This window comes from Bacillus sp. Brlt_9 (genome assembly GCF_051948935.1).
Lineage (GTDB): Bacteria > Bacillota > Bacilli > Bacillales > Bacillaceae_G > Bacillus_A.
In genome coordinates this window covers 253,340-269,882 of sequence record NZ_JAYJLO010000006.1, presented here as the reverse complement: position 1 = coordinate 269,882, position 16,543 = coordinate 253,340, and the positions used below count along the sequence as shown (strand labels likewise).

Here is a 16,543-nt window from a genome sequence, read left to right as displayed (position 1 = left end):
TAAGAGTAACAAATGAATTTTTATACGTCAATGGATATAGTAATAATCAGATTATAGAGAAGAGTTTGTGATTAAAGGAGAGAGGGATTATTATGTAATATCGAATTTTCATAATATAATAAATATTATGAGGGCTAGAAGATTGAGAAGGGGATGAAGTATATGTCTGTATGTAATGAAAATTCCGTAATAGGTGTACTAGATTCAGGGGTTGGGGGATTAACAGTTGCGAGTGAGATTATACGTCAATTGCCTAAGGAGAGCATTTATTATATTGGTGATAATGAGCGTTGTCCGTATGGGCCAAGAAGTGTAGAGGAGGTACAATCTTTCATATTTGAAATGGTTGATTTCCTCAAACAGTTTCCATTAAAAGCTCTAGTGGTAGCATGTAATACTGGTGCAGCTGCTGCATTGACTGATTTGCAAGAAGCACTTTCTATTCCAGTTATTGGCGTTATACATCCGGGAGCAAGAGCTGCCATTAAAGTGACGAAGAAAGGGAAAATCGGGGTAATTGGAACTGTAGGTACGATAAAATCTAATATGTACGAAAAAGCATTACACGAGCTTGATACATATTTGGAAGTGCATAGTTATGCGTGCCCGACTTTAGCTACAGTTGTAGAAAATCAATTAGAAGATACAGTATATGTAACGCAGCAAGTGAAACAAGCTTTACTGCCATTAACGAAAGAAGATATAGATACACTAATTCTTGGGTGTACGCATTATCCACTTTTAGAGCCCTATATAAAAAAGGAATTAGGAGAAGATGTAACGATTATTAGTTCGGCAGAAGAAACAGCAATAGAGTTAAGCACAATTTTACAGCACAAAGGAATTCTGTCTGACAAACTTAATCCGAAACATCGATTTTTTACAACAGGCTCTGCCTTATCATTTGAACATATTGCTGAGCGATGGCTAGGGTATCAAATTTCTGTAGAATATGTACATTTGCCGATGAAAAATGCGCGTATGTATAATTAGGGTTTATTAAATTACTTTTTTAATAAACCAGGTTCGTTTCATAAGAAGGAAAGAATAAGCTTTTCATTGAAATGATTAAGGTCATTTTAATGAAAGGAGAGGTTTGATTATGGAATTATCAAGATCGCAATTATTTGCTTTACAGTATATTTCAAAATATGCAGAGAACGAAAAGGGTGAGGCTAAAGCAACAATTAATCATATATTGAAAATGTCTAATATTCCAGATGAAATGTTTGAAGAAGCTGTCGCTAACTTAAAATCTCATGCAAGGATTGCGTTACACTTTCATCCAGACAGATTAGATTCGAATATGAAAAGTATTGCTGAAGCACTGTTTGAGCAAGGAGGATATAAAAGTCAGTTTGAAACATTGCTATCTAATGGGAGTGTATCTGCTTATCCGGGTGGTGAACGTGACCTTTGGGAACAGAGAATATTTGGAGGCGCATATCAATTGGAAGGCGTAACGAATAATGAACGGCCTAAATATGGCGCGCTAAATGTAATGTTACATCCAGATGGGCCTGCCCCGCGCTTTGGATCATGTTATTTTCTCTTATCTCCAAAAGTTTCTTATCGCTCTACATATACGTATTTAGATTCGCATCAAGATCCAAAAGAAAAGGGGACTTATGAGGAGTTTGATATGATTTTAGCTGCTCTTTTGGAAGAGACATTCGTAAGAGAGTTTGCAATTGGTGAAGGGAATTTGACTCCAACAAGACTCATTCGTCATTTACTGGCTAACCTGGAAAGACCGTTTATAGATTTCGTAAACAAAGAGTCAGCCCGTAATCTTAACCATTATATTGAAGCACAGATTCATGGAGATATTTCTCTTAAAGAAGACGTGGAAGTGCTTGTTGTAGATCCTTCATTTAAGGGGACGAATGTAGGTAGAACTTTAGAAGAGATTTGTTTGAAGTATTCTATTGATTTGTATTGGCACAAGGGTTTTGTACTGATGGTAGATGAAGTTCCAATGGATTTCAGAGGTTCGAAAATGCCATCTTTGGCAAGACGTATTGCACGAAATAATTGCATAGATGCACATATAATTGGTTCTGCTGTAGTGGATTTGAAAAGTAATCCACTATCGTGGAGTGATCGCGGAACATATGAAGAAGTACTTCAGGAATTAAAATTATTATGGCATGTTTTAGTTCGATTTGGAAAACCAAATCGAAAATTGAACTAAATACGGTATTATTTTTGGAAGCATGTATGTAAAAAGAAGCTGATCTAAAACTAGATCAGCTTCTACATATAAGATTAAACTAAGTTTAATACAGTTACTTTTTCACGTGTCATAGACTCAAGGCTCTTACGAATACCTTGTGCGCCCATACCTGAACCTTTTACACCGATGAATGGGAAGTGGTCAGGGCCGCGCTCTGTGCGTCCGTTAATTTGAACAGAACCAGTTTCGATTTTGTTAGCAATTGCGAATGCTTTGTTAATGTCTTTTGTGAAGACACTCGCTTGCAAGCCGAACTCTGATTTGTTAGCAATTTCAATTGCCTCTTCATCTGAAGAAACGCGGATGATTGGAAGGATTGGACCGAACGGCTCTTCCCAAGCAACTTTCATTTCTTCTGTTACGTGGTCGATTAATGTTGGGTAAATTAAGTTACGCTCACGTTTGTTACCGATAACGATTGTAGCACCTTTTTCTACAGCATCGTCAACTAAACCTTGAACGAAGTCAGCAGACTTATCGTCGATTAATGGAACGATTGTGCTGTCTTGTTCTGGAGATCCAACTGATAATTTAGCTACTTGCTCTTGTAATAAGCCAACAAGCTCGTCCGCTACGTTTTCGTGTACAAGGACACGTTTAATAGCTGTACAACGTTGACCAGAGTAAGAGAACGCACCGCTTACGATATGGTTTGCAGCATCTTGTAAGTCAGCATCTTCACGAACGATACCAGGGTCTTTACCGCCAAGTTCTAATACAAGTGGAATCATTGCAGCTTTTTTCGCTAAATGTTTACCTGTGTTCGTACCACCTGTGAACGATACCATATTGATGCCAGCATGCTCTACTAAGTAGTCACCAATTACAGAACCGCGTCCTGTAGCTACGTTTACAAGACCTTTTGGAAGGCCAGCTTTATGAAGTGCTTCAACCATTTTAATACCGCTAATTGCACCTTGAGTTGCAGGTTTGAAAATAACAGCGTTACCCATAATTAATGCTGGTGCAAGTTTTGCAGCAGATAAGTTTACTGGGTAGTTAAATGGTGCGATTGCTAATACAACACCAAGTGGTGCGCGTTGGATGATCGCAAGTTTAGATTTCGTTCCGCCAGGGAAGCTATCGCCCATCATGCTTTCTCCGTGCATATGTAAAGCTTCTTCGATTGTGTAACGAATGAAGTCAGCTGTACGAACAACTTCTTTCTTCGCATCTTTATATCCTTTACCGACTTCTTTCATAATGATATCGGCAATTTCATCTTGCATATTTACGAGCTCATCAGCCCATTTATATAAATATTTTGCGCGATCTTGTAGAGAAGCTTCCGCCCATGATTTTTGAGCTTCTTTTGCAGATGCAATTGCTTCATCTACTTCTCCGCGAGTAATTGCTTGTACTTGTCCAATTACTTCGTGTAAGTATGGAGATGGAATTTCGATTGTTTCTCCTGAAGAGCTTTCTCTCCATTCTCCGTTTAAATAAAATTTGTACGTATTGCTAGTTGTCATGATTAGTCCTCCTAAAATAGCAACTTGTAAGAGTGAGTATAAGGTGATTGTAGGGGGTTTGATAACATTTTTCAAATGAAATGTTTGTGAAAACGATTTCTTATTCTTTTTTTATTTTGTATGCCCTTTCTTACAGAACATTCTCTTATTTCAAAATGATGAAGAGCATATTTTTATTCGGCGTGTAAAAAAACAATTGACAGAATACTCAATAAAGTTGTAAGATTATAAATGGAAAATAAATGAAGGGGGTGTGCGTAATGATTGTAATCGTAAATGTAATGGGCTTAGCTCTGTTAAATGGCAGAAAACATTCATATCATTACGCAACCCGTACGGATATATAGGGCATCTTTGTCTTATAAAAAGCGTACGTTGCGTATATCGTAACGTACGCTTTTATGCATTTTTGTGCATATCGTCAAGCGGCGGTATGCTTTTTTTTGTTTATTTTCCATGTTACTATATAAAACTTTGGAAGGTGGAAAAATGTGATGAGATTGTATGGGTTACGAAATGTAAATGTGATGGGTCTGGATAGCGGATAAAGAAATGAGAGGGAAACGAGAACGAGAAGGGAGAGGTTACATTGTTATCAGTATTACTAAAGTTAAAATGGTTTTTTAAAGAGCATTGGAAGAGATATAGTATCGCCATTGGAGCTCTTTTAATTGTAAATATAGTTGAAGTCATTCCCCCGAAAGTGTTAGGGGTTACGATTGATAATATAAAAACAGGAACGTTATCGAATGAAGCAATTATGCAATCTATTCTTATTTTAATAGGGGTTACGATCGTTGGATATGGTCTTACTTTCGTTTGGCAACATCAGTTGTTTGGTGGTGCATTCGTACTGGAGAAGACGATGCGCTCTAAATTTATGGGACATTTGCTTAAAATGACGCCGACTTTTTATCAAAAGAATCGTACTGGTGATTTAATGGCGAGAGCGACAAATGATTTAAAAGCAATCGCTATGACAGCTGGTTTCGGTATATTAACGCTCGTGGATTCGAGTTTATATATGCTTACGATTGTCTTTATGATGGGATTTACAATTAGTTGGGAGCTTACATTTGCGGCACTTATACCGCTTCCGATTATGGCGTATGCGATGAATATATATGGAAAGAAATTGCATGAAAGATTTACAGTTGCGCAAGATGCGTTCGGTGATATGAACGACAAAGTACTAGAATCGATCGCTGGCGTGCGTGTGATTCGTGCGTATGTACAAGAGAATGCAGATCAGGAAAGATTTCATCATTTAGGAGATGACGTCTACGAAAAAAATATGAAGGTAGCTAGAATTGATGCACTATTCCAGCCAACTGTGAAAATGCTTGTTGGCCTTAGTTATTTAATCGGTTTAGTGTATGGCGCGTATCTTGTATTTCAATCAAAGGTAACACTTGGTGAACTCGTTTCCTTTAACGTGTATTTAGGGATGATGATTTGGCCGATGTTTGCAATTGGTGAATTAATTAATGTTATGCAAAGAGGAAATGCTTCACTCGACCGTGTGAATGAAACGTTAGCGTATGAACCAGATGTAAAGGATCCGAAACATCCAAAGCTTGTACAAGAACCGGATTATATTCAGTTTGATGACGTTACCTTTTCATATCCTTCATCAACTGAAACAAATTTAAAAAAGGTTTCATTTACATTAAAACAAGGGGAAACGCTTGGGGTTGTTGGAAAAACAGGAAGCGGAAAAACGACGCTTGTACGTCAGCTTCTTCGTCAATATCCGCTTGGAGATGGGGATATTGCAGTCTCTGATGTGACGTTAAATAACATAACGAACGAAAATGTACTCGGGTGGATTGGGTATGTACCTCAGGAACATATTTTATTTTCAAAAACAGCGAGGGAAAATATTTTATTCGGGAATAGGGAAGCGACGGAAGAAGAACTCGAGAAAGCGATTGAGATTGCGGCGTTTACAAAGGATTTAGAGTTTTTACCAGAAGGGTTAGAAACACTCGTTGGAGAGAAGGGTGTTTCTTTATCAGGAGGGCAAAAACAAAGGATCTCGATTGCACGAGCTGTGATTCAAAATCCAGAAATTTTAATTTTGGACGATTCTTTATCAGCTGTTGATGCTCGTACGGAAGCAGCGATTATTGAAAATATAAGAACAGAAAGAAGCGGAAAGACGACGATTATTACGACGCATCGTTTATCAGCCGTACAACATGCGGATTGGATTCTCGTTATGGATGAAGGTGAAGTAATGGAAGAGGGTACGCATGATCAGCTTATTAAGCGCGGAGGCTGGTATGCTGAGCAGTTCGAAAGACAACAAGGGGAAAGTGAAAGTGCGGATAGTGGGGTGAAAATATGAGCGTTTCAAAACGATTGTTTCAATACGCGATGAAAGTAAAAGGGACAATTTTCGCGGCGATGCTAATGTTATTTATTTTCGTTATCGCAGAGCTTGCTGGTCCTTTCGTCGCGAAAACGATGATTGACGATCATATCGTTGGAATAGAGAAACCTTGGTATGAAACAGAAAAGAGTGAAGAGGCTGTTTCGTATAATGGCACCTTTTATAAGCGAAGCGATCGCTTTGAACAAGGTGAGAAAAAAGGAAAAGAAGTACGCGTGATGCAAGTCGGTTTTCAATATTACTTTGTGCCGAATAAAGTGAATGCTGAAGGGTCACGTACTGTAAAAGGTGATATGATTACCGTTCAAAATGGTAAGGCGGTGCAAGTGTATAAAGCGAAAGCATTAACGAAAGAAGAAGTGTTTGCGTTTTATAAACCAGAAATAAACCGACTATTATTACTTGGTGGTGGCTATTTCGCTTTATTAGTAGTCGTTTCATTATTTGCATACGGAAAGCAATTTTTCTTACAGAAGGCAGCGAACAAAATTATTCAAATTATGAGGGAAGATGTGTTTTCTCATATTCAAACGTTGCCGATTCGTTATTTCGATCATTTACCAGCAGGGAAAATTGTATCGCGTGTAACGAATGATACGGAAGCCATTCGGGATTTATATGTAACGGTGCTTGCGACATTCGTCTCTAGTATCATTTATATTATCGGGATATTCGCTGCGCTATTTTTACTCGATGTAAAATTGGCGACGTTATGTTTACTTATTATCCCGATTTTAATCGTTTGGGCCATTCTTTATAGAAAGTATGCGTCTGTATACAATCATAAAATGCGTTCACGTTTATCTGATATTAACGGAACAGTGAATGAATCCATTCAAGGTATGCCAATTATTCAAGCGTTTCGTCAAGAGCGTGAAACGAAGAAAGAATTTGAAGAATTAAATGGCGATTATTTTAAGTATCAAAATAAAATTTTGAACTTAAATGCAGCAACTTCGCATAACTTAGTGTCTGTATTAAGAAATATCGCATTCACAGGTGTGATTTGGTATTTCGGTGGCGCTTCATTAAGTGCTACAGGCGTCATTTCGCTAGGGATACTGTATGCGTTCGTTGATTATTTAACACGATTGTTCTCACCGATTACAAATATGGTAAATCAGCTTGCTAACTTAGAACAATCGCGTGTTGCATCAGAACGTGTTTTTGAATTGCTAGAGGAAAAAGGGGAAGCTGTAGAAGAAGAGCGTATGCCTCGCTTACAAGGAAATGTGAAATTTGATAATGTGTCATTTTCTTATAATGGAAAAGATGAAGTGTTAAAAAATATTTCTTTTGAAGCGAAACAAGGCGAGACAGTAGCACTTGTCGGCCATACTGGATCAGGAAAAAGTTCCATTATGAATGTACTCTTTCAGTTTTACGAGTTTGAAAAAGGAAAGCTTACGATTGACGGTCACGATGTAAAAGAGATGCCGAAACAAGCAACTCGTGAGCATATGGGAATCGTACTGCAAGATCCGTTTTTATTTAGCGGAACAGTGGCATCTAATGTTAGCTTAGAGAATGAAAACATTTCAAAAGAGCGCATCGTAAAAGCATTGCGTGATGTTGGTGCTGAACGGTTTGCGAACAATATAGATGAAGAAATTACGGAGAAAGGAAGTACACTTTCAACCGGAGAACGTCAGCTTATATCGTTTGCTAGGGCACTTGCTTTTGACCCAGCTATTTTAATTTTAGATGAGGCAACGTCTAGTATTGATACGGAAACAGAGGCGATGATCCAACAAGCGCTAGAAGTTGTGAAAAAAGGAAGAACGACATTTATTATCGCTCACCGCCTTTCCACAATTAAAAGCGCAGATCAAATTATTGTGCTTGATAGAGGAACGATTTTAGAAAAAGGCTCTCATGATGAATTAATGAAAAAGCGCGGGCGTTATTACGATATGTACAAAACGCAAATGGAAGGTAATCAGAGCGCTTAATAGGTAGGGGAGAGAACTTGTGATTTTCGCAAGTTCTTTTTTTAGTGAATCAGGGCAGTTAAATAAGAAGTATTGTTTTACCTTTCCTACAATAAATGCTATATTAAAAAATGTTACTTATTTTTTGTATGTAGCGTTATTTTCCCCTTTTGTTTGATTATGAAGAAAAAGGATAAACTAAATAAGAACATTTTCATTGAAAAATTGTTCAAGATTGCATACAATCAATATAGTTTTTAAATTCCTATCAGAATACTTGGAGGATTACCATTATGAAAAAATTATTTTCAGTACTTGCAGTAACTACATTAGCGATCGGGATTGTAGCGGGCTGCGGTAAAGAAGAGAAAAAAGATACAGCTAGTCAAGATGCGTTACAAAAGATAAAACAAAGTGGTGAACTTGTAATTGGAACAGAAGGTACATATCCACCGTTCACATTCCACGATTCAAGCAATAAATTAACTGGATTTGACGTTGAATTAGCAGAAGAAGTTGCAAAACGTTTAGGTGTAAAACCTGTATTTAAAGAAACACAATGGGATAGCTTACTTGCTGGTCTAGATGCAAAACGTTTCGATATGGTTGCGAATGAAGTTGGTATTCGTGAAGATCGTCAAAAGAAATATGATTTCTCTAAACCGTATGTTTCATCTTCAGCGGCATTAGTTATTGCAAAAGATAAAGATAAACCTGCTACATTTGCTGATGTAAAAGGATTAAAAGGAGCACAATCTTTAACAAGTAACTATGCAGATATCGCTAAGAAAAATGGCGCGGAAATTGTTGGTGTAGAAGGATTTAGCCAAGCAGCAGAATTATTAGCTTCAGGACGCGTTGATTTTACAATTAATGACAAATTATCAGTGTTAAACTATTTAGAAACGAAAAAAGATGCAAAAATTAAAATTGTAGATACAGAAAAAGAAGCTTCAGAAAGTGGATTTTTATTCCGTAAAGGTAGCACTAAGCTAGTACAAGAAGTAGATAAAGCGTTAGAAGATATGAAAAAAGATGGTACGTATGACAAAATAACGAAAAAATGGTTCGGTGAAAATGTATCTAAGTAGTGCGTTGGTTTCAGATCGATTGTCTACTTGGATGGATATTATGCAGTCTTCCTTCATGCCTATGCTGAAGGAAGCTGTTTTTACGACAATTCCATTAACGCTTATTACATTTATTATCGGTCTTATACTTGCGACGTTAACGGCGCTTGCACGTATTTCAGGTAGTCGTATTTTACAATGGATTGCTCGTATCTATGTATCTATCATTCGCGGAACGCCACTTCTTGTACAATTATTCATTATTTTCTATGGTCTTCCAACTCTTAATATTGAGGTTGAGCCATATACAGCAGCAGTTATTGGATTTTCATTAAATGTCGGTGCATATGCATCTGAAATTATTCGTGCTTCAATTCTTTCCATTCCGAAAGGGCAGTGGGAAGCAGCTTACACAATTGGAATGACATATCCGCAAGCGCTAAAACGTGTTATTTTACCGCAAGCGACGCGCGTATCTATCCCGCCGCTTTCGAATACATTTATTAGTTTAGTGAAGGATACTTCATTAGCATCGTTAATTTTAGTAACAGAAATGTTCAGAAAAGCACAGGAAATTGCGGCAATGAACTACGAGTTTTTAATTGTTTATTTCGAAGCAGGTCTTATTTATTGGGTAATTTGCTTCTTATTATCTATCGTGCAACAAATATTAGAAAAACGTTCAGAACGTTACACTCTAAAATAACCCTTTCATAAAAGGAGTTTTTGTTTTTATGATTTCAATTCAACATTTACAAAAAAGTTTCGGAGATAATACCGTACTAAAGCATATAGATTTATCAGTTGAGAAGGGAGAAGTTGTTGTTATTATCGGACCATCTGGATCTGGTAAAACGACATTCTTACGTTGTCTCAACGTGCTAGAAACGCCGAACGCTGGTAGTATTCGTATCGGTAATAAAGAGCTCGACTTCTCTCAAAAAGTATCGAAGAAAGATATTGTCAATCTTCGTACGCAAACAGGTATGGTATTCCAGCACCATAATCTATTTCCACATTTAACAGCACTTCAAAATGTAATGGAAGGGCTCGTTACAGTGAAAAAGATGGGGAAAGAAGATGCGAAGAAGAAAGCAAACTATTTCCTTGAAAAAGTTGGTCTTGCGGATAAAGTAGACTTATATCCGTTCCAATTATCAGGCGGACAACAACAGCGCGTTGGAATTGCTCGCGCGCTTGCGATGGAGCCGGAAGTGTTACTATTTGATGAGCCGACGTCAGCGCTTGATCCTGAACTCGTTCAAGAAGTTCTGAAAGTAATGAAAGAACTTGCTAAAGAAGGCATGACGATGGTTATTGTAACGCACGAAATGCGCTTTGCACATCAAATTGCGAACCGCGTTATTTTCATGGATGGCGGTGTCGTTGTCGAACAAGGTACACCAGAAGATGTATTTACAAATCCAAAAGAAGAACGTACGAAGAAGTTTTTACAAATGTTGCAATAAATAAGGAAGGTCTCAAGGCATATGCCTTGAGACCTTTTTGCCATATATATTTATTTTTGGAATCCGCCAAGGCTTTGCTCAGCCATTGCAACTAGACGTTTTGTAATTTCTCCACCAACAGAACCGTTAGCACGAGCCGTAGAATCTGCTCCTAATTGTACACCAAATTCTTGAGCGATTTCGTACTTCATTTGGTCGATTGCAGCTGTTGCTCCTGGTACTACTAATTGATTTGAAGAATTTTGGTTTGCCATAGGAATATATCCTCCTTAGAGTTATAAAAATTTTTTTGGTTGGACTAGCTGGAGTTGAACCAGATTATCGCCCCGTTTGGCGCTAATCCATCGGTAATTAAGTTTGTACTCATAGTATGGATGTTACCTAGAAAGATATACGAAATAATAATTTGTAAATTTTGTAAAAAATATTAGTGATTTCGTAAAGTATGAAATAAGAGTAATCGTTGTATTTTTTAGAAAGAAGGCTAAACTAAGAGCGATTTGAAATATGTTTTTTGTATCCCGCTACTTTGGGGGAAATCATTAACTTCTTATTTATGACTTATCACACGTATAGTTCTATTTTGAGTAGGAGTGAGACAGAGCGCTCCTATGTACTGATAACGTATGGAGGAATCGTGATGGGAATTTGCCCGCTTTGTAATGCATTAGAATCACAAACATATTCTTGTCAAAATTGCCAAAGTATACTCCAAGATTATGGGAAAACTGTAGATTACATAGACGATTATAGTGCGTATATGGACCAAGAGTTATTAAGTGCAGTAGATGGATTAACAAATAATAATTCAAATGAATACTGCAATCATATTTTTTATTGCGGAGTGTGTAATGTGGAAACAGAGGTTGTAGTAAAACTTGTGTAAATAGAAAACTTCCACCTTATGAATGAGGTGGAAGTTTTTGTTTTCGTATTTGTGAGTGAATCATAGGGGACGGGATATGCTCAGTGCTTAAGGAAGCGCCTGATTTTATTTGAGACATTTTTTCTTTTGCATCGCGCAAAGAATGTTCAGTTAAGTAGATGGCATATTCGTAAAATAATTGGCGCGTTAGTTCACTTTGTTCTTTTAACTTGGCGTCTTGGAATACAGTTCGCCCAGGTTTAGAGTTCGCTTCAAAGAGCCATGGGTTTTCCTGCGTGTCTAAACCGATATCAAAACCGATTTCTCCAATATTTCCGGTTACTTGTTCATCGAGCGCGTAACTAATTTGTAAGGCGGTATGTTTTAACTTATTTTCAATTTGTACTTGTTTCGTGGAATCCGGAAAAAGTTCTTGCAGTAATTTCGTATCACCACCGCTATTTACATGTGTTGTTAAGCTACCTTTGCCAGCAATTTTTGCGACGATTGCACTGACCATCCATTGGCCGAAATGATTTTTATTTGTATGAATGCGAAAATCAACAGGTTGCCCATCGAAGCGAAGTAAGGGAATACCTTGCTGTACGATAAACTTTTTTAAATCATGTCCTTTTAACACATGATTTAGAAGCGTTTCTAATGATTGATACTTTCTTAGTTTGTTTTCTTCATTTTCACGATAACGACAGTAATAGCAATTCTCTGCTTGAGAATAAAATAGTTGATGAATATTTCTGCCGAAGCTGCCGTGAATTGGTTTCATGTAAATCGATTTATACGTACCGAGAAATCGTTCTACTTGTTCGAAGTGTTGGAATGTTTCTGTGTTTGGTAAGAACGGCATGATTGATTCGTCTTTCATAAGAAGTTGATGCACTTCCCATTTATTAAAAAATCCTGGATTAAACCATGGAATAGCATAATCATGCTCTAATTTTCTTTTTGCTCTTACAATTGGTTTATAATTTTCGGCTTTCCGATTTGGTAAGCGATCGTAAATGACATTCGGAAAAGGTACTTTTTTCTTAATCCATTGTTCCTCTTGAAAGAAATACCCTTCAATTGTTTCATCTTCCCAGTCTATATGTTGCACACCAAAAACGAATACAAATGGTCGCAAAGTGAATGGCGGCGTGAGTAACTCGCCAAGAGAAGTTGAACGGTTTCCTAAAGGATTAGAAGAATCATCATTAAAACCAGTTGTGAAAATCCCGATTAATGGTCCGAAAATAATCGTTTCATTTTGTGTGAATGCATGAATGGTAGTGGAATGAGGAAGCAAAAGCTTCTCTGCAATTTGTTGTCCAATAATGATTTCGCGAGTAAAGGAATAATGAATTTTTACCTCCGCACTTGCAACATGGCGTACGCCGAAGGAAAGGGATGTAATGGGTGGTGTAATGGAAAAAATATAAGGTAAAGTAATACTATTTGGATGTTCATCTGAAATGTTTAATGTATATATGTGCTCTTTCAAAATAGGTTTACCTCCTTTCATTATGGTGTAAAGCGACTAAACTTTAGTGGTCCGTGATATATTTTCTCGGCTAATGAATCACTATGACGAATGTAATGTTCGTACGGGGGAATCGTGTTGACATACATAAGCCAAATTGCCCCCTTTTGATCCATAATGGTGGAAAGCTCTAGCTCAAATAACGAAGAATAAGATTGATCTAGTGTTTGAAATACTTCATTTATAATGTCTTGTAAAGCGTCTTGTAATAACTGTACACCGGTACTAGATAGTACGTATTTAACTTTTGAAAATGAATGCAGCGAGGAATCATCTGTTGCCGAAAGTAAAAGTTGATTCGGAAATGAGCTTTTTTGTATAAATTGTCCGATAGCATTCCACTTTTGTTCTTTATTCTTTTGCAAAATGGTTCGAATATGGAGTGGGTATGTTAATTGGTTTGGGGGCTGCAGCATTGTATGGGTAATGTAACGTGCTGATCGTATATTAGATTTGTACCAAGATATAAATTCATCTGTCCGTTTGATTGGAACAGAAGTACGATATGCGGTATTTATCGTATCAATATGAAACGTTTTATTTTTATAAACGACTCGGTACAGACTTTCATTGGAATGTGTGTTAGTAGGACGTATAATAATATCTTTTGTTTTTAATAACAGTTTGAAAATGTTTTGTATCGTCGCTATTTCAAATTTTGGTATATAAGGAGATAATTTTTTATTCGTGAGAAATACATCATGTAGTTCACTTAAGTCAATGAGTGTGTTATTTAAAAAGGTAGTGGTAGGATGGTTGTGTAATGATTGAATAATTGACTTTGCTTTTTCAAAGTCTGTGTCCTCGTTAAAAGAAGAACGATCGTATATATAAGAAGGAATAGGGAATGTTTGCTCTTTCCATTTTCCTGTATCAGTATCATAAATCAGACCAGAAATAAGATCTGTTTTAGGATCAATACTAAATGGCGTAAACTGGGCAACGACATTATGATAAAGCCGAGCGCGTTTAGCGATTTCGGTGTAATACGTTTGCTCATAATGAGGCTGAGAAGTTAAAATACCAAGAACCAACGAAATCACTCCTTTACTAACAAAATGTTGGCACAATAGGCGAAGCTATATATTGCAAATACGTTTTTATACCATTATACTTTTGTCCGTATGATGATATGCTATAGTTTTGGAGAAGCGAAAGGTTGATTGTAATGAATATATGGTTAAGTATGTTAACGACGACAGGGCTCGGAGCAATTATTGGAGGATTCACAAATCATTTAGCGATAAAAATGTTATTTCGTCCTCATCGCCCTATTTATATTGGGAAATTTCAAGTTCCATTTACACCAGGATTAATTCCGAAGCGACGCGATGAACTTGCTGTGCAATTAGGAAAAATGGTTGTCGAGCATTTGTTAACGCCAGAAGGAATCGGAAAGAAGCTAACAAATGAAGAGTTTCAAAAAGGTTTAATCCACTGGGCGCAAGTAGAAGTGGATAAAGTAATGACGAACGAACAATCAATGCGACAAATGTTAGAAAAATGGGATGTAGCGCATGTAGAAAAAGAAGCAACCGGGAAAATCGAACATGTGATTACAGAAAAGATTGAGGCATTTTTAGAAGAGTACTATACATATACATGGGAACAGGCTTTACCTCATTCTGTTCATGAAAAAATAGAAAATACGATCCCGAATGTTTCGGCGTTTATTGTAGAGCGAGGAATTCGTTTTTTTGAAAGTGAAGAAGGGAAAGCTCGTCTTTCAAAAATGATTGATGATTTCTTTGCTTCTAGGGGAACGCTGCTTAACTTAGTCGGAATGTTTTTAGGGAATGTAAGTGTAGTGGATCGTGTGCAGCCAGAAGTCATTAAGTTTTTAGGGCAAGAAGGCACGAAACAACTTTTAACTGATGTATTGCAAAAAGAGTGGGAAAAGTTAAAAGGAAGAGATGTAAAAGAATTAGAAACGTTTGTAGAAAAAGAAATGATTGTAAACTCCATCTTGTCAGCGGTTAAAGTTGAGGAAACAGTGAGCAAGTTTTTAAATCAATCTGTGCAGCAAGTATGTGAGCCAGTTCGAGAAACAATTATGGAAAAGGTAGTCCCAAGTGCAGTAACGAAAGGTTTGAAGTGGGGGACAGAAAACGTAGCGAGTATATTAAAGAATCTCCATCTTGCGGAAATTGTCCAACAAGAAGTATCCACATTTTCAACGGAGAGACTAGAAGATTTAGTGTTGTCCATTACAAAAAATGAACTGAAAATGATTACGTATTTAGGAGCATTATTAGGCGGGATGATTGGACTCTTGCAAGGATTATTACTGTTGTTCCTTAAATAATAAGCTAAGTACATAGAAATAAAAGTGAAATTTCTTCACATCTCTTGCATAGTTTGATATGGTAAGAAGAGGTGCGTATGTAAACGTACTGAAAAGGCAGTGCGCATGACAAGTGCTAGCCTTCTAAAGGAGGAAAAATAAAATGACAAAAAACATTCATGATGTTGCATATGAATTACAAAAAGCAATCGCTGAAAACGAAGATTTCCAAACATTAAAAGCAAGCTACGCAGCAGTTCAAGCTGATACTGCTTCAAAGAACTTATTCGATGAGTTCCGTACAATGCAACTTGGCCTACAACAAAAAATGATGCAAGGTCAAGAAATCACTGAAGAAGATAACCAAAAAGCACAAGAAGTTGTAGCTCGCATTCAACAAGATGCTAAAATCACAAAGTTAATGGAAACTGAGCAACGTTTAAACATCGTTATCACTGACGTTAACAAAATTATCATGAAGCCACTTGAAGATTTATATAACGCGCAACAACAAGCGTAATAGTGAAGACGCTCCTAGTATAGGGGCGTCTTTTTCAGTGACAATAAAGGTATTTAATTTTAGTATAAGAAATGTAATAGCCACCTACTAAAATTAACTTGTAGGTGGTTTTAAAGTTATTTAAGACTAAATTTAATTGTTGTGGCCTTTAATTTATAAAAATAATAAAGTTGGTTAATTCTTTTTCAACTAATGCCGCTTATTGAAAAAAAGTAGCTTGCTCCATTTACTAAATTTTCATCCTGTTTTACATAGCTTAATCTGCCTCAACATCTTTTTCACCTAAATTTTGAACAAATCTTAATAGATAACCATCAGGGTCCATAATTAAAAATTCTTTTTGTCCCTTTAATTTAGTATCAGCTCTATACCAATTCTCTTGAATATCAAATTTAATTGGATACTCGTTCTTTTTCAAACTATCATATAGTGAATCAATATCATTTATGATAATTTGAAAATTGATTCCTCTTCCGTAGGGATAAGATAACTCCCCAGTACTCCAATGACCATTTACTTCTTCAATCATAATCTGGCAGTCATTTAAAGACAGTAAAGCAAACTTATCCTCTGGTCTTTGATATTCAATTTTAAATAGGAGAATTTCCGAATAGAAATTTAAACTTTTCTCCATATCTGAAACTGATAGCTCTGGTATTAATGCATTGAGTTTGTGCAAAAATGCTGCCTCCTTTGCTTAAGTTATTGATTATTATAACACTCACTATAAATTCTTCTTCTATTAAACTACTTCGTTAGTTCTA

The 16,543-nt window shown here is 36.6% G+C and carries 15 protein-coding genes; 10 read left to right on the top strand and 5 right to left on the bottom strand.

Annotated elements, in window-relative coordinates; genetic code table 11:
- Nucleotides 1-162 precede the first annotated feature (162 nt).
- Together racE and VF726_RS23135 are read left to right on the top strand one after the other, a co-directional pair.
- A complete protein-coding gene (racE, locus tag VF726_RS23140) occupies nt 163-993 on the top strand; it encodes a glutamate racemase (RefSeq protein WP_440172476.1) in 831 nt (276 codons plus the stop codon).
- A 109-nt stretch (nt 994-1,102) separates the two neighbouring features.
- Complete coding sequence (locus VF726_RS23135) at nt 1,103-2,194, top strand: DUF3626 domain-containing protein (RefSeq protein WP_440172474.1); 1,092 nt, start codon at nt 1,103-1,105, stop codon at nt 2,192-2,194.
- Nucleotides 2,195-2,268: 74 nt separating this feature from the next.
- Here the strand turns inward: VF726_RS23135 and gapN are convergent, their stop codons facing one another.
- Entirely contained in the window at nt 2,269-3,708 is a 1,440-nt protein-coding gene (gene gapN / locus VF726_RS23130; RefSeq protein WP_440172472.1) for an NADP-dependent glyceraldehyde-3-phosphate dehydrogenase, read from the bottom strand.
- A 589-nt stretch (nt 3,709-4,297) separates the two neighbouring features.
- Here gapN and VF726_RS23125 point away from each other — a divergent pair.
- From VF726_RS23125 to VF726_RS23105, 5 genes are all read left to right on the top strand, one after another.
- Nucleotides 4,298-6,058 (top strand): ABC transporter ATP-binding protein, encoded by a 1,761-nt coding sequence (locus VF726_RS23125; protein ID WP_440172470.1) that lies wholly within the window; start codon nt 4,298-4,300, stop codon nt 6,056-6,058.
- Nucleotides 6,055-8,055 carry an ABC transporter ATP-binding protein gene (locus VF726_RS23120; RefSeq protein WP_440172468.1) on the top strand — a complete coding sequence of 667 codons (2,001 nt, stop codon included), beginning with the start codon at nt 6,055-6,057 and terminating at the stop codon, nt 8,053-8,055. The genes VF726_RS23125 and VF726_RS23120 overlap by 4 nt, the downstream gene beginning before the upstream one ends.
- A gap of 272 nt (nt 8,056-8,327) precedes the next feature.
- Entirely contained in the window at nt 8,328-9,125 is a 798-nt protein-coding gene (locus VF726_RS23115; protein WP_000732846.1) for an amino acid ABC transporter substrate-binding protein, read from the top strand.
- Nucleotides 9,112-9,810 carry an amino acid ABC transporter permease gene (locus VF726_RS23110; protein ID WP_440172466.1) on the top strand — a complete coding sequence of 233 codons (699 nt, stop codon included), beginning with the start codon at nt 9,112-9,114 and terminating at the stop codon, nt 9,808-9,810. Before VF726_RS23115 ends, VF726_RS23110 begins: the two co-directional genes overlap by 14 nt.
- Nucleotides 9,811-9,838: 28 nt before the next feature.
- Complete coding sequence (locus tag VF726_RS23105; protein WP_144613107.1) at nt 9,839-10,573, top strand: amino acid ABC transporter ATP-binding protein; 735 nt, start codon at nt 9,839-9,841, stop codon at nt 10,571-10,573.
- Nucleotides 10,574-10,623: 50 nt separating this feature from the next.
- Here the strand turns inward: VF726_RS23105 and sasP are convergent, their stop codons facing one another.
- Nucleotides 10,624-10,827, bottom strand: a complete 204-nt coding sequence (gene sasP / locus VF726_RS23100) for a small acid-soluble spore protein, SasP family (protein WP_000013339.1) — start codon at nt 10,825-10,827, stop codon at nt 10,624-10,626.
- A gap of 386 nt (nt 10,828-11,213) precedes the next feature.
- Here sasP and VF726_RS23095 point away from each other — a divergent pair, with 386 nt between their 5' ends.
- Nucleotides 11,214-11,459: a hypothetical protein gene (locus tag VF726_RS23095; RefSeq protein ID WP_071759244.1), complete on the top strand. Its 246-nt coding sequence runs from the start codon at nt 11,214-11,216 to the stop codon at nt 11,457-11,459.
- Between the two features lie 16 nt (nt 11,460-11,475).
- On the opposite strand, the gene VF726_RS23090 is transcribed toward VF726_RS23095, so the two are convergent.
- Nucleotides 11,476-12,936, bottom strand: coding sequence for a YheC/YheD family endospore coat-associated protein (locus VF726_RS23090; protein WP_440172462.1), 1,461 nt, complete (start codon nt 12,934-12,936; stop codon nt 11,476-11,478).
- Between the two features lie 20 nt (nt 12,937-12,956).
- The gene (locus tag VF726_RS23085; RefSeq protein WP_440172460.1) at nt 12,957-14,009 is read right to left on the bottom strand and encodes a YheC/YheD family protein; all 1,053 of its coding nucleotides are present in this window, start codon (nt 14,007-14,009) and stop codon (nt 12,957-12,959) included.
- Nucleotides 14,010-14,143: 134 nt separating this feature from the next.
- Here VF726_RS23085 and VF726_RS23080 point away from each other — a divergent pair, with 134 nt between their 5' ends.
- Together VF726_RS23080 and VF726_RS23075 are read left to right on the top strand one after the other, a co-directional pair.
- Nucleotides 14,144-15,280, top strand: coding sequence for a DUF445 domain-containing protein (locus VF726_RS23080; RefSeq protein ID WP_440172458.1), 1,137 nt, complete (start codon nt 14,144-14,146; stop codon nt 15,278-15,280).
- A 142-nt stretch (nt 15,281-15,422) separates the two neighbouring features.
- Nucleotides 15,423-15,779, top strand: a complete 357-nt coding sequence (locus VF726_RS23075) for a YlbF/YmcA family competence regulator (protein ID WP_097844551.1) — start codon at nt 15,423-15,425, stop codon at nt 15,777-15,779.
- Between the two features lie 256 nt (nt 15,780-16,035).
- On the opposite strand, the gene VF726_RS23070 is transcribed toward VF726_RS23075, so the two are convergent.
- A complete protein-coding gene (locus VF726_RS23070; RefSeq protein WP_080468595.1) occupies nt 16,036-16,458 on the bottom strand; it encodes a bleomycin resistance protein in 423 nt (140 codons plus the stop codon).
- Nucleotides 16,459-16,543 lie beyond the last annotated feature (85 nt).